Origin of the sequence: Allobosea caraganae, from assembly GCF_003351345.1 — a bacterium.
GTDB lineage: Bacteria > Pseudomonadota > Alphaproteobacteria > Rhizobiales > Beijerinckiaceae > Allobosea > Allobosea caraganae.
In genome coordinates this window covers 1-18,921 of sequence record NZ_QQTO01000010.1, presented here as the reverse complement: position 1 = coordinate 18,921, position 18,921 = coordinate 1, and the positions used below count along the sequence as shown (strand labels likewise).

18 protein-coding genes and 1 pseudogene are annotated in these 18,921 nt (G+C 68.4%); 4 read left to right on the top strand and 15 right to left on the bottom strand.

Features of this window, described 5'->3' with window-relative positions; all coding sequences use genetic code 11:
- Positions 1-96: 96 nt before the first annotated feature.
- From nadC to DWF00_RS04480, 11 genes are all read right to left on the bottom strand, one after another.
- Entirely contained in the window at positions 97-951 is an 855-nt protein-coding gene (gene nadC, locus DWF00_RS04530) for a carboxylating nicotinate-nucleotide diphosphorylase (RefSeq protein ID WP_114831962.1), read from the bottom strand.
- A gap of 75 nt (positions 952-1,026) precedes the next feature.
- Positions 1,027-2,580, bottom strand: coding sequence for an L-aspartate oxidase (locus DWF00_RS04525; RefSeq protein WP_114831892.1), 1,554 nt, complete (start codon positions 2,578-2,580; stop codon positions 1,027-1,029).
- A gap of 207 nt (positions 2,581-2,787) precedes the next feature.
- Positions 2,788-3,894 (bottom strand): quinolinate synthase NadA, encoded by a 1,107-nt coding sequence (gene nadA, locus DWF00_RS04520; RefSeq protein ID WP_114831891.1) that lies wholly within the window; start codon positions 3,892-3,894, stop codon positions 2,788-2,790.
- A gap of 329 nt (positions 3,895-4,223) precedes the next feature.
- Positions 4,224-4,493: a hypothetical protein gene (locus DWF00_RS04515; protein WP_114831890.1), complete on the bottom strand. Its 270-nt coding sequence runs from the start codon at positions 4,491-4,493 to the stop codon at positions 4,224-4,226.
- A gap of 10 nt (positions 4,494-4,503) precedes the next feature.
- Positions 4,504-4,776, bottom strand: coding sequence for a translation initiation factor IF-1 (infA, locus tag DWF00_RS04510; RefSeq protein WP_054207590.1), 273 nt, complete (start codon positions 4,774-4,776; stop codon positions 4,504-4,506).
- Between the two features lie 191 nt (positions 4,777-4,967).
- On the bottom strand, positions 4,968-6,455 hold the full coding sequence (locus DWF00_RS04505) for a DEAD/DEAH box helicase (RefSeq protein ID WP_114831889.1): 1,488 nt from the start codon (positions 6,453-6,455) through the stop codon (positions 4,968-4,970).
- A 172-nt stretch (positions 6,456-6,627) separates the two neighbouring features.
- A complete protein-coding gene (locus tag DWF00_RS04500; protein ID WP_114831888.1) occupies positions 6,628-6,837 on the bottom strand; it encodes a cold-shock protein in 210 nt (69 codons plus the stop codon).
- A 218-nt stretch (positions 6,838-7,055) separates the two neighbouring features.
- Positions 7,056-7,769, bottom strand: a complete 714-nt coding sequence (locus tag DWF00_RS04495) for an HAD family hydrolase (protein WP_114831887.1) — start codon at positions 7,767-7,769, stop codon at positions 7,056-7,058.
- A gap of 4 nt (positions 7,770-7,773) precedes the next feature.
- Positions 7,774-8,595: an alpha/beta fold hydrolase gene (locus DWF00_RS04490; RefSeq protein WP_181832837.1), complete on the bottom strand. Its 822-nt coding sequence runs from the start codon at positions 8,593-8,595 to the stop codon at positions 7,774-7,776.
- A gap of 99 nt (positions 8,596-8,694) precedes the next feature.
- Positions 8,695-11,379 carry a pyruvate, phosphate dikinase gene (gene ppdK / locus DWF00_RS04485; protein WP_114831961.1) on the bottom strand — a complete coding sequence of 895 codons (2,685 nt, stop codon included), beginning with the start codon at positions 11,377-11,379 and terminating at the stop codon, positions 8,695-8,697.
- A 296-nt stretch (positions 11,380-11,675) separates the two neighbouring features.
- Positions 11,676-12,167 (bottom strand): YcgN family cysteine cluster protein, encoded by a 492-nt coding sequence (locus DWF00_RS04480; RefSeq protein WP_114831885.1) that lies wholly within the window; start codon positions 12,165-12,167, stop codon positions 11,676-11,678.
- 216 nt (positions 12,168-12,383) lie between these two features.
- Here DWF00_RS04480 and DWF00_RS04475 point away from each other — a divergent pair, with 216 nt between their 5' ends.
- From DWF00_RS04475 to DWF00_RS04465, 3 genes are read left to right on the top strand one after another with little or no spacing between them, the layout of a single operon-like run.
- Positions 12,384-14,606 (top strand): transglycosylase domain-containing protein, encoded by a 2,223-nt coding sequence (locus tag DWF00_RS04475; protein ID WP_114831884.1) that lies wholly within the window; start codon positions 12,384-12,386, stop codon positions 14,604-14,606.
- 7 nt (positions 14,607-14,613) lie between these two features.
- Positions 14,614-15,189: a DUF1214 domain-containing protein gene (locus tag DWF00_RS04470; protein WP_114831883.1), complete on the top strand. Its 576-nt coding sequence runs from the start codon at positions 14,614-14,616 to the stop codon at positions 15,187-15,189.
- A complete protein-coding gene (locus DWF00_RS04465; protein WP_114831882.1) occupies positions 15,186-15,818 on the top strand; it encodes a DUF1254 domain-containing protein in 633 nt (210 codons plus the stop codon). The genes DWF00_RS04470 and DWF00_RS04465 overlap by 4 nt, the downstream gene beginning before the upstream one ends.
- A gap of 4 nt (positions 15,819-15,822) precedes the next feature.
- Here DWF00_RS04465 and DWF00_RS04460 read toward each other — a convergent pair whose 3' ends face one another.
- Both DWF00_RS04460 and DWF00_RS04455 read right to left on the bottom strand, forming a co-directional pair.
- Positions 15,823-16,584 carry a hypothetical protein gene (locus tag DWF00_RS04460; protein WP_114831881.1) on the bottom strand — a complete coding sequence of 254 codons (762 nt, stop codon included), beginning with the start codon at positions 16,582-16,584 and terminating at the stop codon, positions 15,823-15,825.
- Positions 16,585-16,616: 32 nt separating this feature from the next.
- Positions 16,617-16,826: a hypothetical protein gene (locus tag DWF00_RS04455; protein ID WP_114831880.1), complete on the bottom strand. Its 210-nt coding sequence runs from the start codon at positions 16,824-16,826 to the stop codon at positions 16,617-16,619.
- Positions 16,827-17,020: 194 nt separating this feature from the next.
- Here DWF00_RS04455 and DWF00_RS04450 point away from each other — a divergent pair, with 194 nt between their 5' ends.
- On the top strand, positions 17,021-18,151 hold the full coding sequence (locus DWF00_RS04450; RefSeq protein WP_114831879.1) for a DUF2336 domain-containing protein: 1,131 nt from the start codon (positions 17,021-17,023) through the stop codon (positions 18,149-18,151).
- A 222-nt stretch (positions 18,152-18,373) separates the two neighbouring features.
- On the opposite strand, the gene DWF00_RS04445 is transcribed toward DWF00_RS04450, so the two are convergent.
- Positions 18,374-18,709 carry a DUF1491 family protein gene (locus DWF00_RS04445; RefSeq protein ID WP_114831878.1) on the bottom strand — a complete coding sequence of 112 codons (336 nt, stop codon included), beginning with the start codon at positions 18,707-18,709 and terminating at the stop codon, positions 18,374-18,376.
- Positions 18,710-18,720: 11 nt separating this feature from the next.
- Positions 18,721-18,921 (bottom strand): annotated as a pseudogene (locus tag DWF00_RS29660) (hypothetical protein); the annotation flags it as partial.

Genomic DNA, 18,921 nt, shown 5'->3' with positions numbered 1-18,921 from the left:
TACGCCTGGCAGAGTTTCTACGCAGACCCTTTATCCACGGAAATACCACTCACGCCCCGGCTTCGGCCGGGGCTTTTTTCTTGGATGGCGTCCGCCTCAAGTAATCTCGATGTCCAGCCCGAGATCGAGCACGCCGACCGAATGGGTCAGCGCGCCGACGGAGATCATGTCGACGCCGGTCGCCGCAACCGCTGCCACGGTATCGAGGTTGATGCCGCCGGAGGCCTCGACCTTCATCCGGCCGGCGACCATGGCGACGCCCCTGGTCAGATCGGCGATAGACATGTTGTCGAGCATGACGATGTCGGCGCCCTCGGTGAGGACCTCTTCGAGCTGAGCCAACGTATCGACCTCGATCTCGACCTTGACGAAATTGCCGGCGACGCGCTTGGCCGCCTGCAGGGCCGGGCGGATGCCGCCGGCGACGGCGACGTGGTTGTCCTTGATCAGGATGGCGTCGTCGAGCCCGAAGCGGTGGTTCTGGGCGCCGCCGCAGCGCACCGCGTATTTCTCGAAGGCGCGCAGGCCGGGCGTGGTCTTGCGCGTGTCGACGATCACCGCCTTGGTGCCGGCGACCTTGGCGACATAGGTCGCGGCCAGCGAGGCGATGCCGCAGAGCCGGCCCATGAAGTTCAGCGCAACGCGCTCGGCCGAGAGGATGGAGCGCGCCTCGCCCTCGACGCGGGCGACGATGGTGCCGGGCACGAGCCTGTCGCCATCAGACAGCATCGCCTCGAAGCGGAGCGACGGGTCGATCTGCCGAAAGGCCTCGCGGGCGAAGGGCAGGCCGGCGACCACGCCGTTCTGGCGCGAGGCGATGACGAGGCGCGCCTGCCTGCCGGCGGGAATGGTCGCGAGCGTGGTGATGTCGCCGGCGCGGCCGAGATCCTCGATCAGCGCGGCGCGCACCGCATCCGTGATCAGCAGGGCATTGAGAACAGGCTGGCTCATCTTGGTGTCCTGATCAGGCATTTACGGCGCGGGCGAGCATGATGCCGAAAAGTGGGAACCGGTTTTCGGACCACATCATGCTCCTACGAGTTCCGGCGGCGAGAGGGTGAGCTTGCTACGGGTGGCCAGCGCAATGCTCGTTTGCGGGAAATCGCTGCGCCAATGGCCGCCGCGGCTCTCGCGCCGGGCAAGGGCGGATGCGACGATGACGAGTGCGGCGCTCGCCATGTTGACCAGCGTCGAGCTCTCCGCAGCGTCGGCGATGGCCTGGAGCTGGCGCGAGGCGGCGAGCAGGCCGGCGCCATCGCGGATCACGCCGGCCTTGTCGGCCATGATGGCGCGCAGGCGGGCAATGGCCTGAAGGTCGGCTTGCGTCGGCAGGCAGGCGCCCTGCCCGCTCATTCGGACGGGTGCGCCGCGCGACGGCGCAACGAGCATCCGCGACGTCAACTCCTCGGCGACGCGCGCGCCGAAGACGACCGCCTCCAGCAGCGAGTTCGAGGCAAGCCGGTTGGCGCCGTGCAGGCCGGTGCTGGCGACCTCGCCGGCGGCGTAGAGGCCTGAAAGCGTCGCGCGCCCCTGCATGTCCGTGGCGATGCCGCCCATGTGATAGTGCTCGGCCGGCGCGACCGGCAGCAGGTCGGTGACCGGGTCGATGCCAGCCTTGCGGCAGGCCGCGGTGACGGCCGGGAAGAGATGCGGGAATTCGGCGCCGATCGCCGCCCGGGCATCGAGGAAGGCGCCACGGCCGGACGCGACCTCGGCGAAGACGCCGCGCGCCACGATATCGCGCGGGGCGAGCTCGGCATCCGCGTGCAGCTTGAGCATGAAGCGCTCGCCGGCGCGGTTGACCAGGATGCCGCCCTCGCCGCGGATCGCTTCGGTGGCGAGCGGGGCGGGGTCGAGGCCGACAGCCAGCGCGGTGGGATGAAACTGCACGAACTCGGCATCGGCGATCACAGCGCCGGCGCGGGCCGCCATGGCGAGCCCCTCGCCGCGCGCCTCGGCCGGGTTGGTGGTCACGGCGTAGAGATGGCCGATGCCGCCCGTGGCAAGCACGGTGGCTGCCGCATGGAAGCGCGTCGCCTTGCTCGCCCTGCCGTAGTCGCCGCGCGCCAGCACGCCGGCGCAGGCGCCGTCCGCGAGCAGCAGGTCCTCGGCGACATAGCCTTCCAGCACGGTGATCGAGGGCGTGTTGCGCACGGTGGCGATCAGCGCCTGCATGATCGCGGCGCCGGCGCCATCGCCGCCGACGCGGACGATGCGCTTGGCCGAATGCGCCGCCTCGCGCGACTGCACCAGCTTGCCGGCGAGGTCGCGGTCGAAGGGCACGCCGTAGCTGAGCAGGTCGTGCACGCGCTCGGCCGCCTCATTGGCGACCATGCGCGCCACCGCCTCATCGACAGTGCCGGCGCCGGCCGCGATCGTGTCGATGGCATGGGCCTCGGCCGTGTCGCCCTCGGACATCGCCGCGGCGATGCCGCCTTGAGCCCAGCTCGACGAGGCGCCCTCGCCGAGCGGCCTGGGGCTCAGCACGGTGCAGGGCAAGGGCGCGAGCTTCAGGGCCGTGAAGAGCCCCGCCAGCCCACCGCCGACGATGAGGATGGTGGTGTTGTAGGTATCGGGCATGGAAGCGATCCGCTGTGCGCCCTCTTTGGAAGGTAGAACTCCTCCCTTCCCCCTTGCGGGGAAGGGTATGGGGATGGGGGGCGGGCGACTGGGCGCGACGCGGCTTGTATTCGCTTCGCAGAAAAGAACGACATCAAGCCGCCCTGACTTTTCGCCCCCCACCCCAACCCCTCCCCACAAGGGGGAGGGGCTCAGGTGGCGTCCCGCTCACATCGTGAGGTTGACCATGCGCTCGACCGAGCGGCGGGCGCGCTCGGCCATGGCGGGGTCGATGACGACCTCGTCGCGCATGTAGAGCAGCGAGTCCAAAATCTTGGGCAGGGTGATGCGCTTCATGTGCGGGCAGAGATTGCAGGGGCGCACGAACTCGACGCCCTTCGTCTCGGCCGCGACATTGTCGGCCATCGAGCACTCGGTGACGAGCAGCACGCGGCCGGGCAGCTCGTTCTTGACCCAATCGATCATGCCCTTGGTCGAGCCGGTATAGTCGGCGACGGCGACGACCTCGGGCGGGCACTCGGGATGGGCGATGATCTTGATGCTCGGATCGGCCTCGCGATAGCGGATCAGCTCCTCGGCCGTGAAGCGCTCATGCACCTCGCAGGCACCGGCCCAGGAGATGATCTTGACCTTGGTCTGGGCCGCGACGTTCTTCGCCAAGTACTGGTCGGGCACGAAGATCACCTCGGGCACGCCGAGGCTCTCGACCACCTGCACGGCGTTCGACGAGGTGCAGCAGATATCGACCTCCGCCTTCACGTCGGCCGAGGTGTTGACATAGGCGACGACCGGGCGGCCGGGATAGCGCTGGCGCAGCAGGCGGATATCCGCGCCGGTGATCGAGGCCGCGAGCGAGCAGCCGGCCTTCATGTCCGGCATCAGCACGATCTTCTCCGGCGAGAGCAGCTTCGAGGTCTCGGCCATGAAGTGCACGCCGCCCTGCACGATGACCTCGGCCTTGGTCTTGGCGGCGACCTTGGCGAGTTGCAGGGAGTCGCCGACGATGTCGGCGACGCAATGGAATATCTCCGGCGTCATGTAGTTATGGCCGAGGATGACCGCGTTGCGGACCTGCTTCAGCTCGTTGATCGCCTTGATGGTCGGCGCGAAGAAGGGCCACTCGACCGCCGGGATGACAGTCTTGACCTTCTCGTAGAGATGCGCGGTCGCAGCCTCGACCTCCGGGGTCCAGGTCAGGTCAGGCATCGGCAGGGGCCGGAAGCGCGGATCGTCCTTGCGGCGCGCTGCGGCCGCCGGGCGAGCGGCGTTCTTGCCGGAATCGGAGCCCCGAAGATCTTCCTGGCCCAAAGACATGATATCCTCCTGTTGTCAGCAACCCGGGTCCAAGTCCGGATTGCCGCCAGCTCGTTACTAGCTGGCTATGCTCGTTTTGAGCATAAGGATATTACCACGTCTGCCATGGGCTGGCCAGCGTCCGCGCTATCGCACCGACGCATGGTCAAACATGTGCTCAGGTTATGACTAAGTGGCTGCCCGAAATCTCAGCCCTCATCCTGAGGAGCCACGCAGCGGCGTCTCGAAGGATGATCCAGCTCGCGGTGACAGCGCCCACAGGGAGCATCCTTCGAGACGCAGGCCAAAGCCTGCACCTCAGGACGAGGGCTCAAGGAGACGGTAATCTCTTAGGAAATCGCACCGGCCACCAGCATGAGCGCGCCGACGCCGGCCACGAAGGCGGCTATGCGGGCGGGCATGCCGACCAGCGTTCCGGGAGGCCGGCCGGTCACGAAGCCGACGACGACTTCGATCAGGCCCATGCCGATCAGGACGAAGAGATAGTGCGGGAAGGACGCGTAGGTCGCGAGCCAGCCCAGCTTGACCGCCAGGCCCACAGCCGCGCCGAGGATGGCGCCGACTGCGACGAACAGGATGTCGTTGCGGCTGAACTGCACGCGGGGTGTCTCAGCGCCGACGGAAGTTCTGGTTGCGCGGCGGGCCACCCGGGGCCGGACCGGCAGTCTTCTGGCGGAAGTTGATGCGGCCGCGATCGAGATCGTAGGGCGACATCTCGACGACGACCCTGTCGCCAGCGATCGTGCGGATACGGTTCTTCTTCATCTTGCCGGCCGCGTAGGCCAGGATCACGTGGTCATTATCGAGCTTCACGCGATAATTGCCGTCCGGCAGCACTTCGACAACCGTGCCATCGAATTCGAGCAGTTCTTCTTTCGCCATTCCCTAGTCCTTCACCTGCGCCCCGGGGCCAACGACCGGATCATGCGATCCGCTGGTCCGGTCGTGTATTGCGAGCATGATGGGATCCGAAACCGGTATCCGGTCTTCGGACCATGCTCAGGCCAGACGCGTAAACCACATTTGAGCGTGCTCCGATCGCAAAAGTGCGTCCCACTTTTGCGGATCATGCTCTAGTTCGCGCGCCGCCGGGCGCCGCCATTGCGGCGTTGCTCTGTTCTTTGCTGCAAGAAGGCGACGCCGCCAAGCCCTTCCTTGCCGTTGGCACCGTCTTTTCGCGCGGCCGGAGCCTCCTGACGCTGCGGCGGACGCTCCTGACGCGGAGCCTCCGAACGCTGCTGGCCGTTGGCCTGCTGCGGCTTAGCGGCCTGCGGCGGCCTGCCGCCCTGCGCCGGCTTGGCGCCGTTCGCGGGCTTGGCACCCTGGCGCTGCTGGCCCTGCGGCCGGCCATGGTCGCGGCCACCGCCGCCATTCTGGCTACGGCCGCCGCGGCCCTGGTTCTGCGGCGGCTTCTTCGGAATGCGGCCGTCCCAGTAGGGCACTTCGCCGACCGGGGTCAGCGCGATCTTGGTCAGCTTCTCGATCGCGGCGAGATCGCCGCGCTCTTCCGGCGTGCAGAAGGCGATGGCGACGCCGGTCGCGCCGGCGCGCGCGGTGCGGCCGATGCGGTGGACATAGGTCTCGGCCACGTTCGGCAGGTCGAAATTGACGACATGGCTGATGCCGTCGACATCGATGCCGCGGGCGGCGATGTCGGTGGCGACCAGGATGCGGAGCTCGCCGTCGCGGAAGGCGCCGAGCGCCCGCTCGCGCTGGCCCTGGCTCTTGTTGCCGTGGATCGCGGCCGACTTGATGCCGGAGATCTCAAGCTGGCGCACGACCTTGTCGGCGCCGTGCTTGGTGCGCGTGAAGACGATGGCGCGCTCCATCTCGGGAACGCCAAGCGTCTTGGCCAGCAGCGCCGGCTTGTCGCCGGGCTGCGTGTAGATCACGCGCTGATCGACCTTCTCGGCCGTCGTGGCGACGGGGGTCACCGCGACCTCGATCGGATCGGTCAGGTAGGCCGAGGCGATCTCGCGGATGGCCTTCGGCATGGTGGCCGAGAACAGCAGCGTCTGGCGCTTGGCCGGGATCAGGGTGGCGATCCGGCGCAGCGCGTGGATGAAGCCGAGATCGAGCATCTGGTCGGCTTCGTCGAGTACCAGGAACTCGATCTCCCGCAGCGAGACGGCGCGCTGGTCGACGAGGTCGAGCAGGCGGCCCGGGGTCGCGACGAGGATGTCGATATGCTGGCCGAGCGCGCGGATCTGCTTGCCGACCGGCACGCCGCCGAAGATCACCGTCGACTTGATCGTGGTGAACTGGGCGTAGGTCGCGATATTGGCCTCGATCTGGGCCGCGAGCTCACGCGTCGGGCTCAGGATCAGGGCACGCACCGAACGCGGCTGCATGCGCCGCGGCTGGTTGAACAGCCGGTGCAGCATCGGCAGCGCGAAGGCCGCCGTCTTGCCGGTTCCGGTCTGGGCCGCGCCGAACATGTCCTTGCCGGCGAGAATATGGGGGATGGCGCGCGCCTGGATCGGCGTCGGCGTCGTGTAACCTTCGGCTGCGAGCGCCTTGAGCAGCGGCTCGGCAAGGCCGAGGTCGGTAAATTGAGTCAAAATCAGTCTTTCTGAAGCCGTGACGCGAGGGGCACATGTGGAATCCGGCTGTGCCACCGACTCTTGTCCGGCATTTGCATTGTCTCTTCCCGCCGGCGAACCGTTAACCACGCGCCGGAAGGTATGTCGTATGACCGGGAGGGTTCGAGAACCCTCCCGGCGAATATCGGTCTCAGGCGACGGAAAGGTTGCCGGCCGAGGACTTGCCGGTCTTGCGATCGGCGATCAGTTCGTAGGACACGACCTGGCCGTCGCGCAGCTCGCGCAGGCCGGCGCGCTCGACGGCGCTGATGTGGACGAAGATGTCCTGCCCGCCGTTCTCAGGGGTGATGAAGCCGTAGCCCTTGGTGGCGTTGAACCACTTGACGGTGCCCTTTTCCATAGAAGGTAGTCCTTATTCAGATCCCGCGTCTTGTCATGGAAGACACGGCTCGACGCGCGGACGCCTCACCGTGGCCTTGATAACGATGTGTGGTGGATCTGATTGGGGCCCGCCGACCGGGACTTCGTCCCACGCCGAGGATTGGCCAGAACCCGGCCGCATCTCGTCTTACATGGACAGCGCTACCACGAATTGCAATGCAGGTCCAGCGTGACTGGTCAGCAATCCTGTCCTATCTTTCGGACGAGAGGATGCACTCCCGCGAGATCGGCCAGCTTGTGGTAACGCCCCTCCCCTTCCGGCTCCGCGGCATGCTCCAGCACCCAGGTCAATTCGTGCGGTACGTATGCCGCCCAGGCTCCGACGGCCAGCGCCGGCAGGATGTCGGATTTCAGCGAGTTGCCGACCATCATCGCCTTGGCTGGGCCGTCGCCGTGGCGGGCGAAGACGCGCTCGTAGGTCGCGGCCGACTTGTCGCTGACGATCTCGACGCCATCGAAGAAATCGCCGAGGCCCGACTGCGCCAGCTTGCGCTCCTGGTCGAAGAGATCACCCTTGGTGATCAGCACGAGGCGATAATCGCCGGCCAGCGCCGCAAGCGTGTCCGTGACATGCGGCAGCGTCTCGACCGGGTGGGCGAGCATCTCGCGGCCAGCCGACAGGATTTCCGCGATGACGGCCGCCGGCACGTCGCCGCGCGTGACCTCGATCGCGGTCTCGATCATCGAGAGCGTGAAGCCCTTGATGCCGAAGCCGTAGAAGGCGAGATTGCGCGCTTCGGCCTCCAGCAGCTTCCCGGAGATCTCGGCCGCCTCGCCATGAGCGCCGAGCAGGGCGACGAAGCGCTCTTCCGTCAGCCGGAAGAACTGCTCATTCTGCCAGAGCGTGTCGTCGGCATCGAAACCGATCGTGGTGAGGGCTCGACCCGCCATGGCATCAGCCGCTCAAACCCGCGATGAAGCGCTCGAGCTCGGCGTTGAAGAGCCCGGCATGCTCGAAATAGGCAGAGTGGCCGGCATCGGGAATGCTGACGAAGCGGCCCTGCCTGGCATAGGCGGCGACGGCCTCGACGCCGGCTGGCGGAATGACGAGGTCGTCGGCGCCGGAGAGGAAGAGCACGGGGCAATCGAGCGTCGCGACATCGGAGGGCGGGCGCTTGCGCGCGTCCCAGATGCGCCTGCGCACCGTCTCCTTGTCGAGCCCGGCATTGAGCCGGTCAAAGGATTTGTAGAGCTCGGCCAAGTCCGGCGAGCGCTTGGCGAAAGCCTCGCCGCCGCCAGGATGAATGCCGGCCTGCCGCCAGCGCGGCAGCGTCTCGTCGACGCGCGCCTGCCAGGCTGCGAGCTTTGCCGCAATATCACCGCCGGCTTGCGTGAAGTCGAGCGTGCCGGTGGTGCAGGCCATGACGAGGCGGGCGACCTTGCCGGGGCTTGCGAGCGCATAATCCATGCAGGTCCAACCGCCCATGGACTGCCCGACCAGGACGGGCTTCTCCAGCGCGAGTTCGTCGAGCAACGCCGCGAGGTCGCCCGGAAAATCGTCCGGGTGCGGGGCGCCTTCGACCGGGCTGGAGGGCACGAAGCCGCGATGGGCGAAGGTCACGCAGGTATGGTTCGGCGCAAAATGCGCGACCTGCTGCCACCAGGACAGATGCGTGCCGCCCAGCCCATGGGCGAAGACGATCGGCGGGCCGGAGCCCGTGACCTCATAATAAAGCTTGCCGAAGGGGCGGGAGAGATGGCCGGCGCGAGTCTGCATGGCGCCGAGGTTAGACCGGCCTCGATCGAACAGCCAATGCAACGCCGTCATTCTCGGGCCGAGCGGAGCGCAGACCCGAGAATGACACGTGCTTGAGCTTCAGCCTTCCCTAGCCTTGACCGCGCCGAGCGCCGCCTGCGCCGCCGCCAGCCGCGCGATCGGCACGCGGAAGGGCGAGCAGGAGACGTAGTCGAGCCCGACCGCGTCGCAGAAGCCGACCGAATCGGGGTCGCCGCCGTGCTCGCCGCAAATGCCGAGCTTGATGTCGGGCCGGCTCTTGCGGCCGCGCTCGACCGCGATCTTCACCAGCTCGCCAACGCCCTCCTGATCGATCGTCACGAACGGATCGGAGCTCAGGATACCCTTGCCGGTATAGGAGCCGAGGAAGGAGCTGGCATCGTCGCGGCTGATGCCGAGCGCGGTCTGGGTCAGGTCGTTGGTGCCGAAGGAGAAGAACTCGGCGGTGCGGGCGATCTCCTCGGCGCGCAGGCAGGCGCGCGGCAGCTCGATCATGGTGCCGACCTGATAGGTCAGCTCGGCACCGGTCTCGCTGGTCACGGCCTTGGCCATGGCGTCGATGCGCGCCTTGACCAGGTCGAACTCGGCCACCCCCATGACGAGCGGCACCATCACCTCCGGCATCACCGGCTTGCCGGTCTCCTTGGCGGCGATCACCGCCGCCTCGAAGATGGCGCGGGCCTGCATCTCGGCGATCTCGGGATAGGCGATGGCGAGGCGGCACCCGCGGAAGCCGAGCATCGGGTTGAACTCGTGCAGCTCGGCGGCGCGGTGGCGGAGCTGCTCGGCGGTGACGCCGAGCGCGCGCGCCACGACGGCGATCTCGGCGTCGGTATGCGGCAGGAACTCGTGCAGCGGCGGGTCGAGCAGGCGGATCGTCACCGGCAGGCCCTGCATGATCGTGAACAGCGCGGCGAAGTCCTGGCGCTGCATCGGCAGCAGCTTGGCAAGCGCGGCGCGGCGGCCCTTGTCGTCGCCGGCTAGGATCATCTCGCGCATCGGCTGGATGCGGTCCTCGTCGAAGAACATGTGCTCGGTGCGGCAGAGGCCGATGCCCTCGGCGCCGAACTCGCGGGCGGTGCGGGCGTCCTCCGGCGTCTCGGCATTGGCGCGGACCTTGAGGCGGCGGACCTTGTCGGCCCAGCCCATCAAGGTGCCGAACTCGCCGGAGAGCTCCGGCTTCTGCATCTTGATCTCGCCGAGCAGAACCTGGCCGGCGGAGCCGTCGATGGTGATGAAATCGCCTGCCTTCAGCGTGGTCGGGCCGACCGACAGCGTGCCCTTGGCGTAGTCGACGCGGATCTGGCCGGCGCCGGAGACGCAGGGCTTGCCCATGCCGCGCGCCACGACCGCCGCATGCGAGGTCATGCCGCCGCGCGTGGTCAGGATGCCCTCGGCCGCGTGCATGCCGTGGATGTCCTCGGGCGAGGTCTCGACGCGGACGAGAATGACCTTGCGGCCGGCCTTCTTGGCGGCCTCGGCCTCGTCCGAGTTGAAGACGATCTCGCCTGCGGCGGCGCCGGGCGAGGCCGGCAGGCCCACGGTGAGGACGCGGCGCTCGGCCTTGGGATCGATGGTCGGGTGCAGGAGCTGGTCGAGGGCGCCGGGGTCGACGCGGCCGACGGCTTCCGTCTCGGTGATCAGCCCTTCCTGCGCCAGCTCGACCGCAATCCTGAGCGCCGCCTTGGCGGTGCGCTTGCCGGAGCGGGTCTGCAGCATCCAGAGCTTGCCCTCCTGGATGGTGAATTCCATGTCCTGCATGTCGCGGTAATGCCGCTCCAGGATGCCGTAGATGCGGCAGAGCTCGGCATAGGCCTCCGGCATCGCCTTCTCCATCGAAGGCTTGTCGGAGCCGGCCTCGATCTTGGCGGCCTCGGTGATGTCCTGCGGCGTGCGGATGCCGGCGACGACGTCCTCGCCCTGGGCGTTGATCAGGAACTCGCCATAGAGCGCGTTCTCGCCGGTCGAGGGGTTGCGGGTGAAGGCGACGCCGGTGGCGGAGGTCTCGCCCATGTTGCCGAAGACCATCGACTGGACGTTGACGGCGGTGCCCCAGGCGGCGGGGATGTTGTTGAGCTCGCGGTACTTGATGGCGCGGGCGTTCATCCAGGAGGAGAACACGGCGCCGACCGCGCCCCAGAGCTGCTGCTCCGGCTCCTGCGGGAACTCGTGGCCGAGCTCTTTCTTGACGATCTCCTTGTAGCGGGTGACCAGCACCTTCCAGTCATCGGCCGAGAGGTCGGTGTCGAGATTGAGGCCCTTGCGCTCCTTGTAGTCCTCGAGCGCCTCCTCGAAATGGCCGTGGTCGACGTCGAGCACGACGTTGGAATACATCGTGATGAAGCGGCGATAGCTATCCCAGGCGAAGCGGGCGTCGCCCGAGGCCTTGGACACGGCCTCGACGGTGACGTCGTTCAGGCCGAGGTTGAGGACGGTATCCATCATGCCGGGCATCGAGGCCCGCGCCCCGGAGCGGACCGAGACCAGCAGCGGGTTGGCGGGGTCGCCGAAGGTCTTGCCGGTCAGCTTGGCCATGCCGGCGAGCGCGGCCTTGACCGCGGCGTCGAGATCGGGCGGGAAGCTCTTGCCGTTATCGTAATAGTAGGTGCAGACCTCGGTGGTGATGGTGAAGCCCGGTGGGACCGGCAGTCCCAGATTGCTCATCTCGGCCAGGTTCGCACCTTTGCCGCCGAGCAGGTTCTTCATGCCCGCCTCGCCCTCGGCCTTACCATCGCCAAAGGTGTAGACCCACTTCGCGCCAGCCATCAGCACTGCCTCTTCACGTTAGCCGAGCGTAGCAACGCCACGGCGTCGGGATTGTTTCCTGTGCGCGAAGTCCAATTGGACCCGCATCGCGGGAGCGCGCCGTGTCATGCCGAAAGCCAGATGAACAATCAATGAGCCAAGAGGCTACAATCGCGGATACCCAATAACAAGCAAGGTTACCGCCGGGGACGCTGGGGACTATGCGCCACTTCACTCATGCAGGCGAAATAATGTCTCTCGCACTGACTTCAGACAACCTAAATCGATTTAAAAAGGCCTGACCCGCAATTTACACGTCACTTAGCATGCCTCGCCGCTCGCGGCCAGCGCAGAGGCCAGTTGACGATGCGCTCGGGCACGTCGTCATCCGCGACGTCGTCCTCGCTGGCGTAGACGCGATCGCGCACCGAGATGCCGGCGGCGACGACCGTCTCCGGGTCCCCGGACACGAGCGGGTGCCACCAGGGCAGGTCTCGCCCCTCCCCGACCAGCCGGTAGGCGCAGGTCGGCGGCAGCCAGGGCAATTCGCGCACGTCCCTCGGCGTCAGCGTGACGCAGTCGGGCACGATGGTCGAACGGTTCGGATAGTCCTTGCAGCGGCAGGTGCCGGCATCGAAGAGGCGGCAGCCGATATCGGTGGCGTGGATGCGCCCGGTATCCTCGTCCTCGAGCTTGACCAGGCAACAGCGGCCGCAGCCGTCGCAGAGCGACTCCCATTCGTCGCGGGTCATCGCCTCGAGCGTCTTCGTGCGCCAGAACGGCTCTGGCAGGGTCGGCTTGTCGTCCATAGAGCGCTTATGCGCCCTCCTTCGCGGAGAGGGAAGCGGAGGCAAGCGCGCCCCTTGCGTGACTGAGATCACATACCCCGGAAGCTTTGCGACCTACCCCTTACCGCGCCGCGCCAGAAAGCATATCTGGAGATGCTGGAACGGATTGGGTTGCCAAGGCGTTCAGGGCGCGGCAGGAAGACCTCAGCGGCTTTTAGCGGGATAGCCAGGTCGGCGATGGAGTTCAGGAAGGCACGCTGGACGACCCGTCTCAAGCGCTTCGCGCTCGCCGCCGACTCATGGGTCGACGACACCCTCTGGGGCGCGGGACGTCGCGCCGGCGAGACCTATGAGCGCATCCGCAGCTTCACCGACCGCTTCACCGTCACCGGCGGCAGGCGCCTTGCGGCCGAGTTCGCCAGCGAGGGCCTGAACATCGGCATCGTCGGCGCGCTAGTCATGCTGATGCTGGCGATCCCGGCCTTCCGCGAGGGCCGCGAGGAAGCGCTGAAGAACCAGGTCTTCGCCGTGACCTTCCTCGACCGCTACGGCTCCGAGATCGGCCATCGCGGCGCGCGCCATGACGATTCCCTCAAGCTGGAAGAACTGCCGGACCACCTGATCAAGGCGGTGCTGGCGACCGAGGACCGGCGCTTCTACGATCATTTCGGCATCGACATCTTCGGCACCCTGCGGGCCGTCACGGTCAATGCGCGCGCCTCCGGCGTGGTGCAGGGCGGCTCGTCGATCACGCAGCAGCTCGCCAAGAACCTCTTCCTCAGCAACGAGCGCTCGCTCGACCGCAAGATCAAGGAAGCCTTCCTGGCGCTCTGGCTGGAATACCGGCTGAGCAAGAACGAGATCCTGAAGCTCTATCTCGACCGCGCCTATATGGGCGGCGGCACCTTCGGCGTCGCCGCTGCCTCGGAGTATTATTTCGGCAAGTCGGTGAAGGACGTCTCCGTCGCTGAGGCCGCGATGCTCGCCGGCCTGTTCAAGGCGCCGACGAAATACGCCCCGCACGTCAACCTGCCGGCGGCGCGGGCGCGGGCCAACGACGTGCTCAACGCCATGGTCGATGCCGGCTTCATGACCGCGGGCCAGATCGACTCCGCGCGGCGCAACCCGGCGACGCCGGTCGACCGCAAGCGCGACACCACGCCGGACTACTACCTCGACTGGGCCTTCGACGAGGTCAAGCACATGGCCGATGATGGCAAGATCGGCCCCGACCGCGTGCTGACCGTGAAGACGCCCTACGATCCGGCGATCCAGCAGCGTGCCGACGAGGCGGTCGAGTCGATCCTGCGCCAGCACGGCCCGGCCTATCACGTGAAGCAGGCGGCGACCGTCGTGATGGACCCGGACGGGGCGGTGCGCGCCATCGTCGGCGGGCGCGACTACGGCGTGAGCCAGTTCAACCGGGCAACCGCGCCGCGCCAGCCCGGCTCCTCGTTCAAGCCCTATGTCTATGCGGCGGCGCTCTCGGCCGGGCTCTACAAGCCGAACACGATCGTCGTCGACCGGCCGGTCTGCATCGGCAACTGGTGCCCGAACAATTATGGCCGCTCTTATGCCGGCTCGATACCGCTGACGGTGGCGCTGGCGAAGTCGATCAACACGATCCCGGTGCAGATGTCGATCGCGATCGGCCGCGCCACCGGCGAGACACACGAGGCGCGCGCCGCCAAGATCGGCCGCGCCAAGATCATCGAGACCGCCCGCGCCATGGGCCTGACCACACCGCTGACCGACACGGTCTCGCTGCCGATCGGCGCTGCCGAGGTCACGGTGATGGACCAGGCGGCGGGCTATGCGGTCTTCGCCAATGGCGGCAAGCGGGCCCAGCCCTATGCCGCCGTCGAGATCCGCAACTCGGCCGGCGAGGACATCTACCGCCACGACCGCGACGAGCCGGCACCGAAGCAGGTGCTGAGCACACAGGTGGTGCAGGACATGAACTTCATGCTCTCCAAGGTGCCGACCGAGGGCACCGGCCGGCGCGCGGCGCTCGAGGGCGTGGTCACGGCCGGCAAGACCGGCACGACCAACGGCTACAAGGACGCCTGGTATGTCGGCTTCTCCGGCAACCTCGTCGGCGCGGTCTGGTTCGGCAACGACGATTCGACCTCCACGGCCAACATGACCGGCGGCGCCCTGCCGGCCATGACCTGGAAGGAGATCATGCAGTTCGCCCATCAGGGGCTCGACCTGAAGCCGATCCCCGGCGTGACGCCGACCATCGATCCGAAGGCCGCGACGGTCGCCAAGGCGAGCTCGCCGGCGGCGACGGCAGCGGCTGCCGGCCCGGGCGCCGGGCACATGCCGCGCCAGTCCTTCGAGGTGCTCAGCTCGGTCGGCCAGATGTTCAAGACGATCGAGCCGATGCGCAGCGCCCGCGCGCCGATGCAGGTCGGCATCCGCGACGAGACGCCGCCCGCCGCGACGCGGCTGCGCTGAGCAGGCCATGCGCGTCGTCACCCTTGCCTATGTCATCGCGCTCGGTGCCGGGCTCGGCTTCGCCTCGGCGCAATACGCCATTGCCGGACGGCCGCTCTTCGGCATGGCGCAGATCGGCCCCTGGACGAGCTGGCCGCGCAGCGGCAGCAAGGACATCGACCCCTATATGCGCGCCTATCTCGTGCGTGGCGTGCACCTGCCGCTCGGCGCCGGCGAGGGGCTGGAGCTGATCGCCGACCGCGACGCGAGCGGCCAGCTTCTGGATGGGCGCTGCCGCTACCTGATCACCGGTACGACGCCGACGACGCGCGGCTGGACGATTGGCGTCACCGATCTCGACGGCCGCGCCTTCCGCCTGCCGCTCGAACGCAGCGGCTTCTCCGATGCGGAGATCGTGCGCGACGAGCGCGGCGACCTGCGCATCGCCGCCGCCGCCGGGCCCGAGGCCGGGAACTGGCTGCCGCTGCCGACAAACGGGCGCTTCCAGCTCCGGCTCCGGCTCTACGACACGCCGATCTCCAGCCATGCCAACGAGATGCGGCCGGAGACCCTGCCCCGCATCGGCCGGGCCGACTGCCGATGAGCGCAGTCGACCAGATGGACCCGTCCTCCCTCCCCGCCCGCGCCGCGCCCAGACTGCCCTGGCGCTCGCGCCTGGCCGGGCTGGTGCGCCGCTTCGCCCTGGCGACGCTCGCCGGGCTCGTGCTGGCCGGCATCGTCCATATCGTGACCGTCCTGCTGATCCCGCAGGTCTCGGAGCATGACGCGGCTGCGGCCTATGCGACGCTCGGAACCGGCGGCAAGGCCGAGTTGCTCCCGACCGGGGCCGGCCAGCCCGACCTGCGCGACGCCGACCCCGCCACGGTGACGGCGGTGTGCAGCTACGATCTCAGCGCCGGGCCGATGCGGGTGGTGGCGCGCACCGGCTCGCTGCCGCTCGGGCTCTCGCTGCACCGGCGCGGCGGCGGCGTGGTCTATGCGATCACCGAGCGGGCCGCGATCCGCGGCACGCTCGAATTCGTGGTGATGACCGAGGCCCAGCACGATGACAGGCTCGCCCAGGACGACGAAGGCGAGACCAATCGCGAGCTGCGCGTGGTCTCCGACACCGAACAGGGACTGATCGTCGCGCGCGTGCTGATGGAGCGGCCCTCCGACCGAACCGAGGCCGAGGCGCTGGCGACCGGCGTCGCCTGCGGACTGGCCGACTGAGGCCTCAGCCCTTGTAGACGACCGGCTTGTCGGCCGGCGCCGGCTTCGCGCCGCCGCGGAAGGCTCCGATCAGGTCGAGCTTGCAGAGCGGGCCGGCCTCCGCCTCCAGCGCCATGATGCTGCGCTCGGCCCGGATCGCCTCGCGCGAGGGCATCTCGACCACGAGGTTGGCGAGCGCATAGCGATAGCTCTCGATGCGGAAATTGACCCGTTCGCAAACCCAGAGGATCAGGCCCTCGTTCTCGACGACGCGGGCGAAGGCCGGGTCGCGCTGCTCTGGCGGGACCTGCGGCGAAGCATCCACGGCGCGCATGCGGACGCGGTCGGCGGCAACCACCCGGCCGGCATTGGCGCGGAACGGGCCGATCAGGAGCCGGTCGGCATTGGCATCCTCGGCCAGGCGGTTATAGCGCGAGGCCTGCGAGCGATAGGAGCCGCCGGTCAGCGCGTGAAAATAGTCGGAGGCCGTACTCGACTGCGCCTCGACGGGCAGGACGCGGCTATGGGCGAAGTCGGAGACCTGCCGCTCGAAAAAGCTGCGCTCATGCGCCGGCATGACGAAGCGCCAGGCGCGGTCGCGCAACTGCTCCTCGTCATCGGTCATGCGGAAGGGCGACACCGTCTCGCCGCGGGCGGTTGCCGACCAGAGACCAGCGCTGGGCACGATGACGTCGTTCCAGACGCCCGGGCGCGGCCGGCCGAAATCGCCGGCGGTGCAGGCTGCGGCCGAGAGGGCGAGCGCCAGGGCGCCAGCGAGCCGCGGCATCTGCCCGGCCCGGCGCAACGGCGAACCAGGCTTCACGCCGGCTGCCCGGCGCTCTTGGCGATCGGCTTGCTGCGGGGGCTGATGCGCGCGGTGCGGCGCGCGGGCTTTGCCGCGGGCAGCGCTTCCGGAGCGCGCTCGTAGCGCACGCCGGTGAAGAACAGGATCTCGGCTTGCTGCTGCGCTCCGTCGGGAGCGGCCCGGTCGACCAGCCGCCGGCGCGGCGCGAAAGGAATGACGGCCATGATGCCCCTCCTCGGCTGGCACCTCGGTTGCGATCGCGGCAGGCCATTGGCTTTCGGAACGAACCCGCATCGAGAGCCAAGGCCTTCCTGTCCCGCATCAGGCATCGACATGGTTAACGTCATGTAAACGCCTGGGGCCTAACTTGGGTGAAACCGTAATTTCCCTGCCCCAACGTCATCTTTGAGTCGCCGCGATGCCGTCCCGCATATCCGCCGAACTCGCCCAACTCGCCCGCCTGGCGCGCGATGGCGGGCTCGATCTCAGCCAGGTCTCGCTACGCGTGAAGGCGGACCTCCTGCTGTCGACGCCGCAGCCGCCGGCCGAGGACATCGCTGCCTTCAGCGAACTCGCGACTGCGCTGATCCCCAGCATCGACGAGACGACCGCGACGATCCTTGCGCGCAAGCTCGCCGGCTGGCGCCACGCCCCCGATGCCGTGCTGCAGGCGCTGAGGGCGCGTGGTGGCGAGGTCCTGGCGGCGCTGCTGCGCCATGGCGCAGCGCTGCCACCGGTGGAACTGGAGGAGATCGCGGCGCATGGCGAGGGGCCGACTGTGGCCGCGCTCGCCGAGCGGGCCGACCTTCCCGCCGCCGCCAGCCTGATGCTGGCCGGGCGAAACGAGCGGGCGCTCGACCTCGCGCTCATCGCCAACCCGGCGCCTCTGCCCCGCGCGACGCTCGACCTGCTGCTGGCGCGTGCCCGCTCGGATGCCGGCTACGGGCCGGGCCTGCTGGCGCGGCGCGACCTCAGCGAGTCCGACCTCATCCCGCTTTTCCTCCAGGCGGGGCCGGAGCGCCGCCTCGCCATGCTCGATTCGCTGGCGGCCATCGAGGCGCTCGGCCCGACCGAGCGGCGACCATCGCCGGATGGCGAGACCTTCGAAGGCTGGCTGCTGACGGCCGGGCAGGACCCAGACGGCATCTTCGGCGTCATCGCCAACCATCTCGGCGCCGGCCAGGCACTCACCGAGGCCATGGCGCAGGACCGCTCGCGCGACCTGACCGCGCTGGCGATGATCGCGGCCGGCATCAGCATCGAGGATGCGACGCGCCTGCTGATCCGGCTCGCCGACGAAACAGCGCATTCGGTCGAGCGCATCTTCGCGCTGGTGGCGCTGATGCGCTCGGTCAACCGCGCCGTCGCCTATCGGCTGATCATGCAGGTCGCGGGCGAGAGCGCGCAGCCCGCCACGCGCCGCAGCCAGCTCCAGCGCACGATGGACCCGAGCGGCACCCCGGTCCGGCCGGGCGCGGCAAAGCCGGACAGCCGCTCGGTGCTCGACGAGGTCAGGCGCACGCTCCGAGGCAAGCGCGAGCAGGGCTGAATAGAGCCTGCTGTGATCTGCCCGAACTAAACGCCGTCATCCCGGACGCAGCGAAGCGGAGCTCCGGGATCCATCGTAGGGCTCAGCGCCTTATGATGGATCCCGGGACTGCGCTGCGCTTGCCCGGGATGACGGCGCGTTGGGGCTGGAGGAGAAATCCTTGAAATCGCGCAAGGCATTTCGGACCAGGCCCCAAGGTGAGGGCCGTGGTTCCAGCGAGATTCAGGGCTCGACGAGGTCGAGCTTCGGATCGGCCTTGCGGTTCTCGATCTCGACCAGCCAGAGGTCGGGATCGAAGCGGCGCTCGCGCTCCACACGCTCCTCGACACTGCCCGGATCGGAATCGAGAATCAGCTGGAAGCGGCGGGCGCCGCTCTCGTCGGCCAGCGTTTGCGGCGCCGGGCCATAGAGCGCGGCGGTGCCGTCGAGCCGGTCGAGCTTGACGAAGATCGCGCCGGCCTCGTGCGCGCCACGCCGGCGCAGCACGGCGACGAGCCCGTCGAGCGCCGCCTGGCGCAAATAGGCGGAGACCCAGAAATCGCTGGTCAGGCGCGCCATCGCGCCGCCTCTCAGTTTTCAGCGCTGCGGCGCGGCACTGTCGGCCTTGCCGAGGCGACACCGCGGATATCGGCCGGCGGGCGCATGTCGCCGTTGATCAGATCGGCGATCGGATCGCGCGGGGCGCTACGGGCGACGGGCGCCGGGGCGGGCTGCACGACGGGCGCGGAGCGCGGCGCTGCGGCGGCAACCGGGGCCGGCGGCCGCGGCGC

Bases quoted from the DNA above. Each gene is read 5' to 3' on its own strand.
- nadC (WP_114831962.1), bottom strand. From the start codon at position 951: ATGAGCCAGCCTGTTCTCAATGCCCTGCTGATCACGGATGCGGTGCGC.
- DWF00_RS04525 (WP_114831892.1), bottom strand. From the start codon at position 2,580: ATGCCCGATACCTACAACACCACCATCCTCATCGTCGGCGGTGGGCTG.
- nadA (WP_114831891.1), bottom strand. From the start codon at position 3,894: ATGTCTTTGGGCCAGGAAGATCTTCGGGGCTCCGATTCCGGCAAGAAC.
- infA (WP_054207590.1), bottom strand. From the start codon at position 4,776: ATGGCGAAAGAAGAACTGCTCGAATTCGATGGCACGGTTGTCGAAGTG.
- DWF00_RS04500 (WP_114831888.1), bottom strand. From the start codon at position 6,837: ATGGAAAAGGGCACCGTCAAGTGGTTCAACGCCACCAAGGGCTACGGC.
- DWF00_RS04495 (WP_114831887.1), bottom strand. From the start codon at position 7,769: ATGGCGGGTCGAGCCCTCACCACGATCGGTTTCGATGCCGACGACACG.
- DWF00_RS04490 (WP_181832837.1), bottom strand. From the start codon at position 8,595: ATGCAGACTCGCGCCGGCCATCTCTCCCGCCCCTTCGGCAAGCTTTAT.
- ppdK (WP_114831961.1), bottom strand. From the start codon at position 11,379: ATGGCTGGCGCGAAGTGGGTCTACACCTTTGGCGATGGTAAGGCCGAG.
- DWF00_RS04480 (WP_114831885.1), bottom strand. From the start codon at position 12,167: ATGGACGACAAGCCGACCCTGCCAGAGCCGTTCTGGCGCACGAAGACG.
- DWF00_RS04475 (WP_114831884.1), top strand. From the start codon at position 12,384: ATGGAGTTCAGGAAGGCACGCTGGACGACCCGTCTCAAGCGCTTCGCG.
- DWF00_RS04470 (WP_114831883.1), top strand. From the start codon at position 14,614: ATGCGCGTCGTCACCCTTGCCTATGTCATCGCGCTCGGTGCCGGGCTC.
- DWF00_RS04465 (WP_114831882.1), top strand. From the start codon at position 15,186: ATGAGCGCAGTCGACCAGATGGACCCGTCCTCCCTCCCCGCCCGCGCC.
- DWF00_RS04460 (WP_114831881.1), bottom strand. From the start codon at position 16,584: ATGCCGCGGCTCGCTGGCGCCCTGGCGCTCGCCCTCTCGGCCGCAGCC.
- DWF00_RS04455 (WP_114831880.1), bottom strand. From the start codon at position 16,826: ATGGCCGTCATTCCTTTCGCGCCGCGCCGGCGGCTGGTCGACCGGGCC.
- DWF00_RS04450 (WP_114831879.1), top strand. From the start codon at position 17,021: ATGCCGTCCCGCATATCCGCCGAACTCGCCCAACTCGCCCGCCTGGCG.
- DWF00_RS04445 (WP_114831878.1), bottom strand. From the start codon at position 18,709: ATGGCGCGCCTGACCAGCGATTTCTGGGTCTCCGCCTATTTGCGCCAG.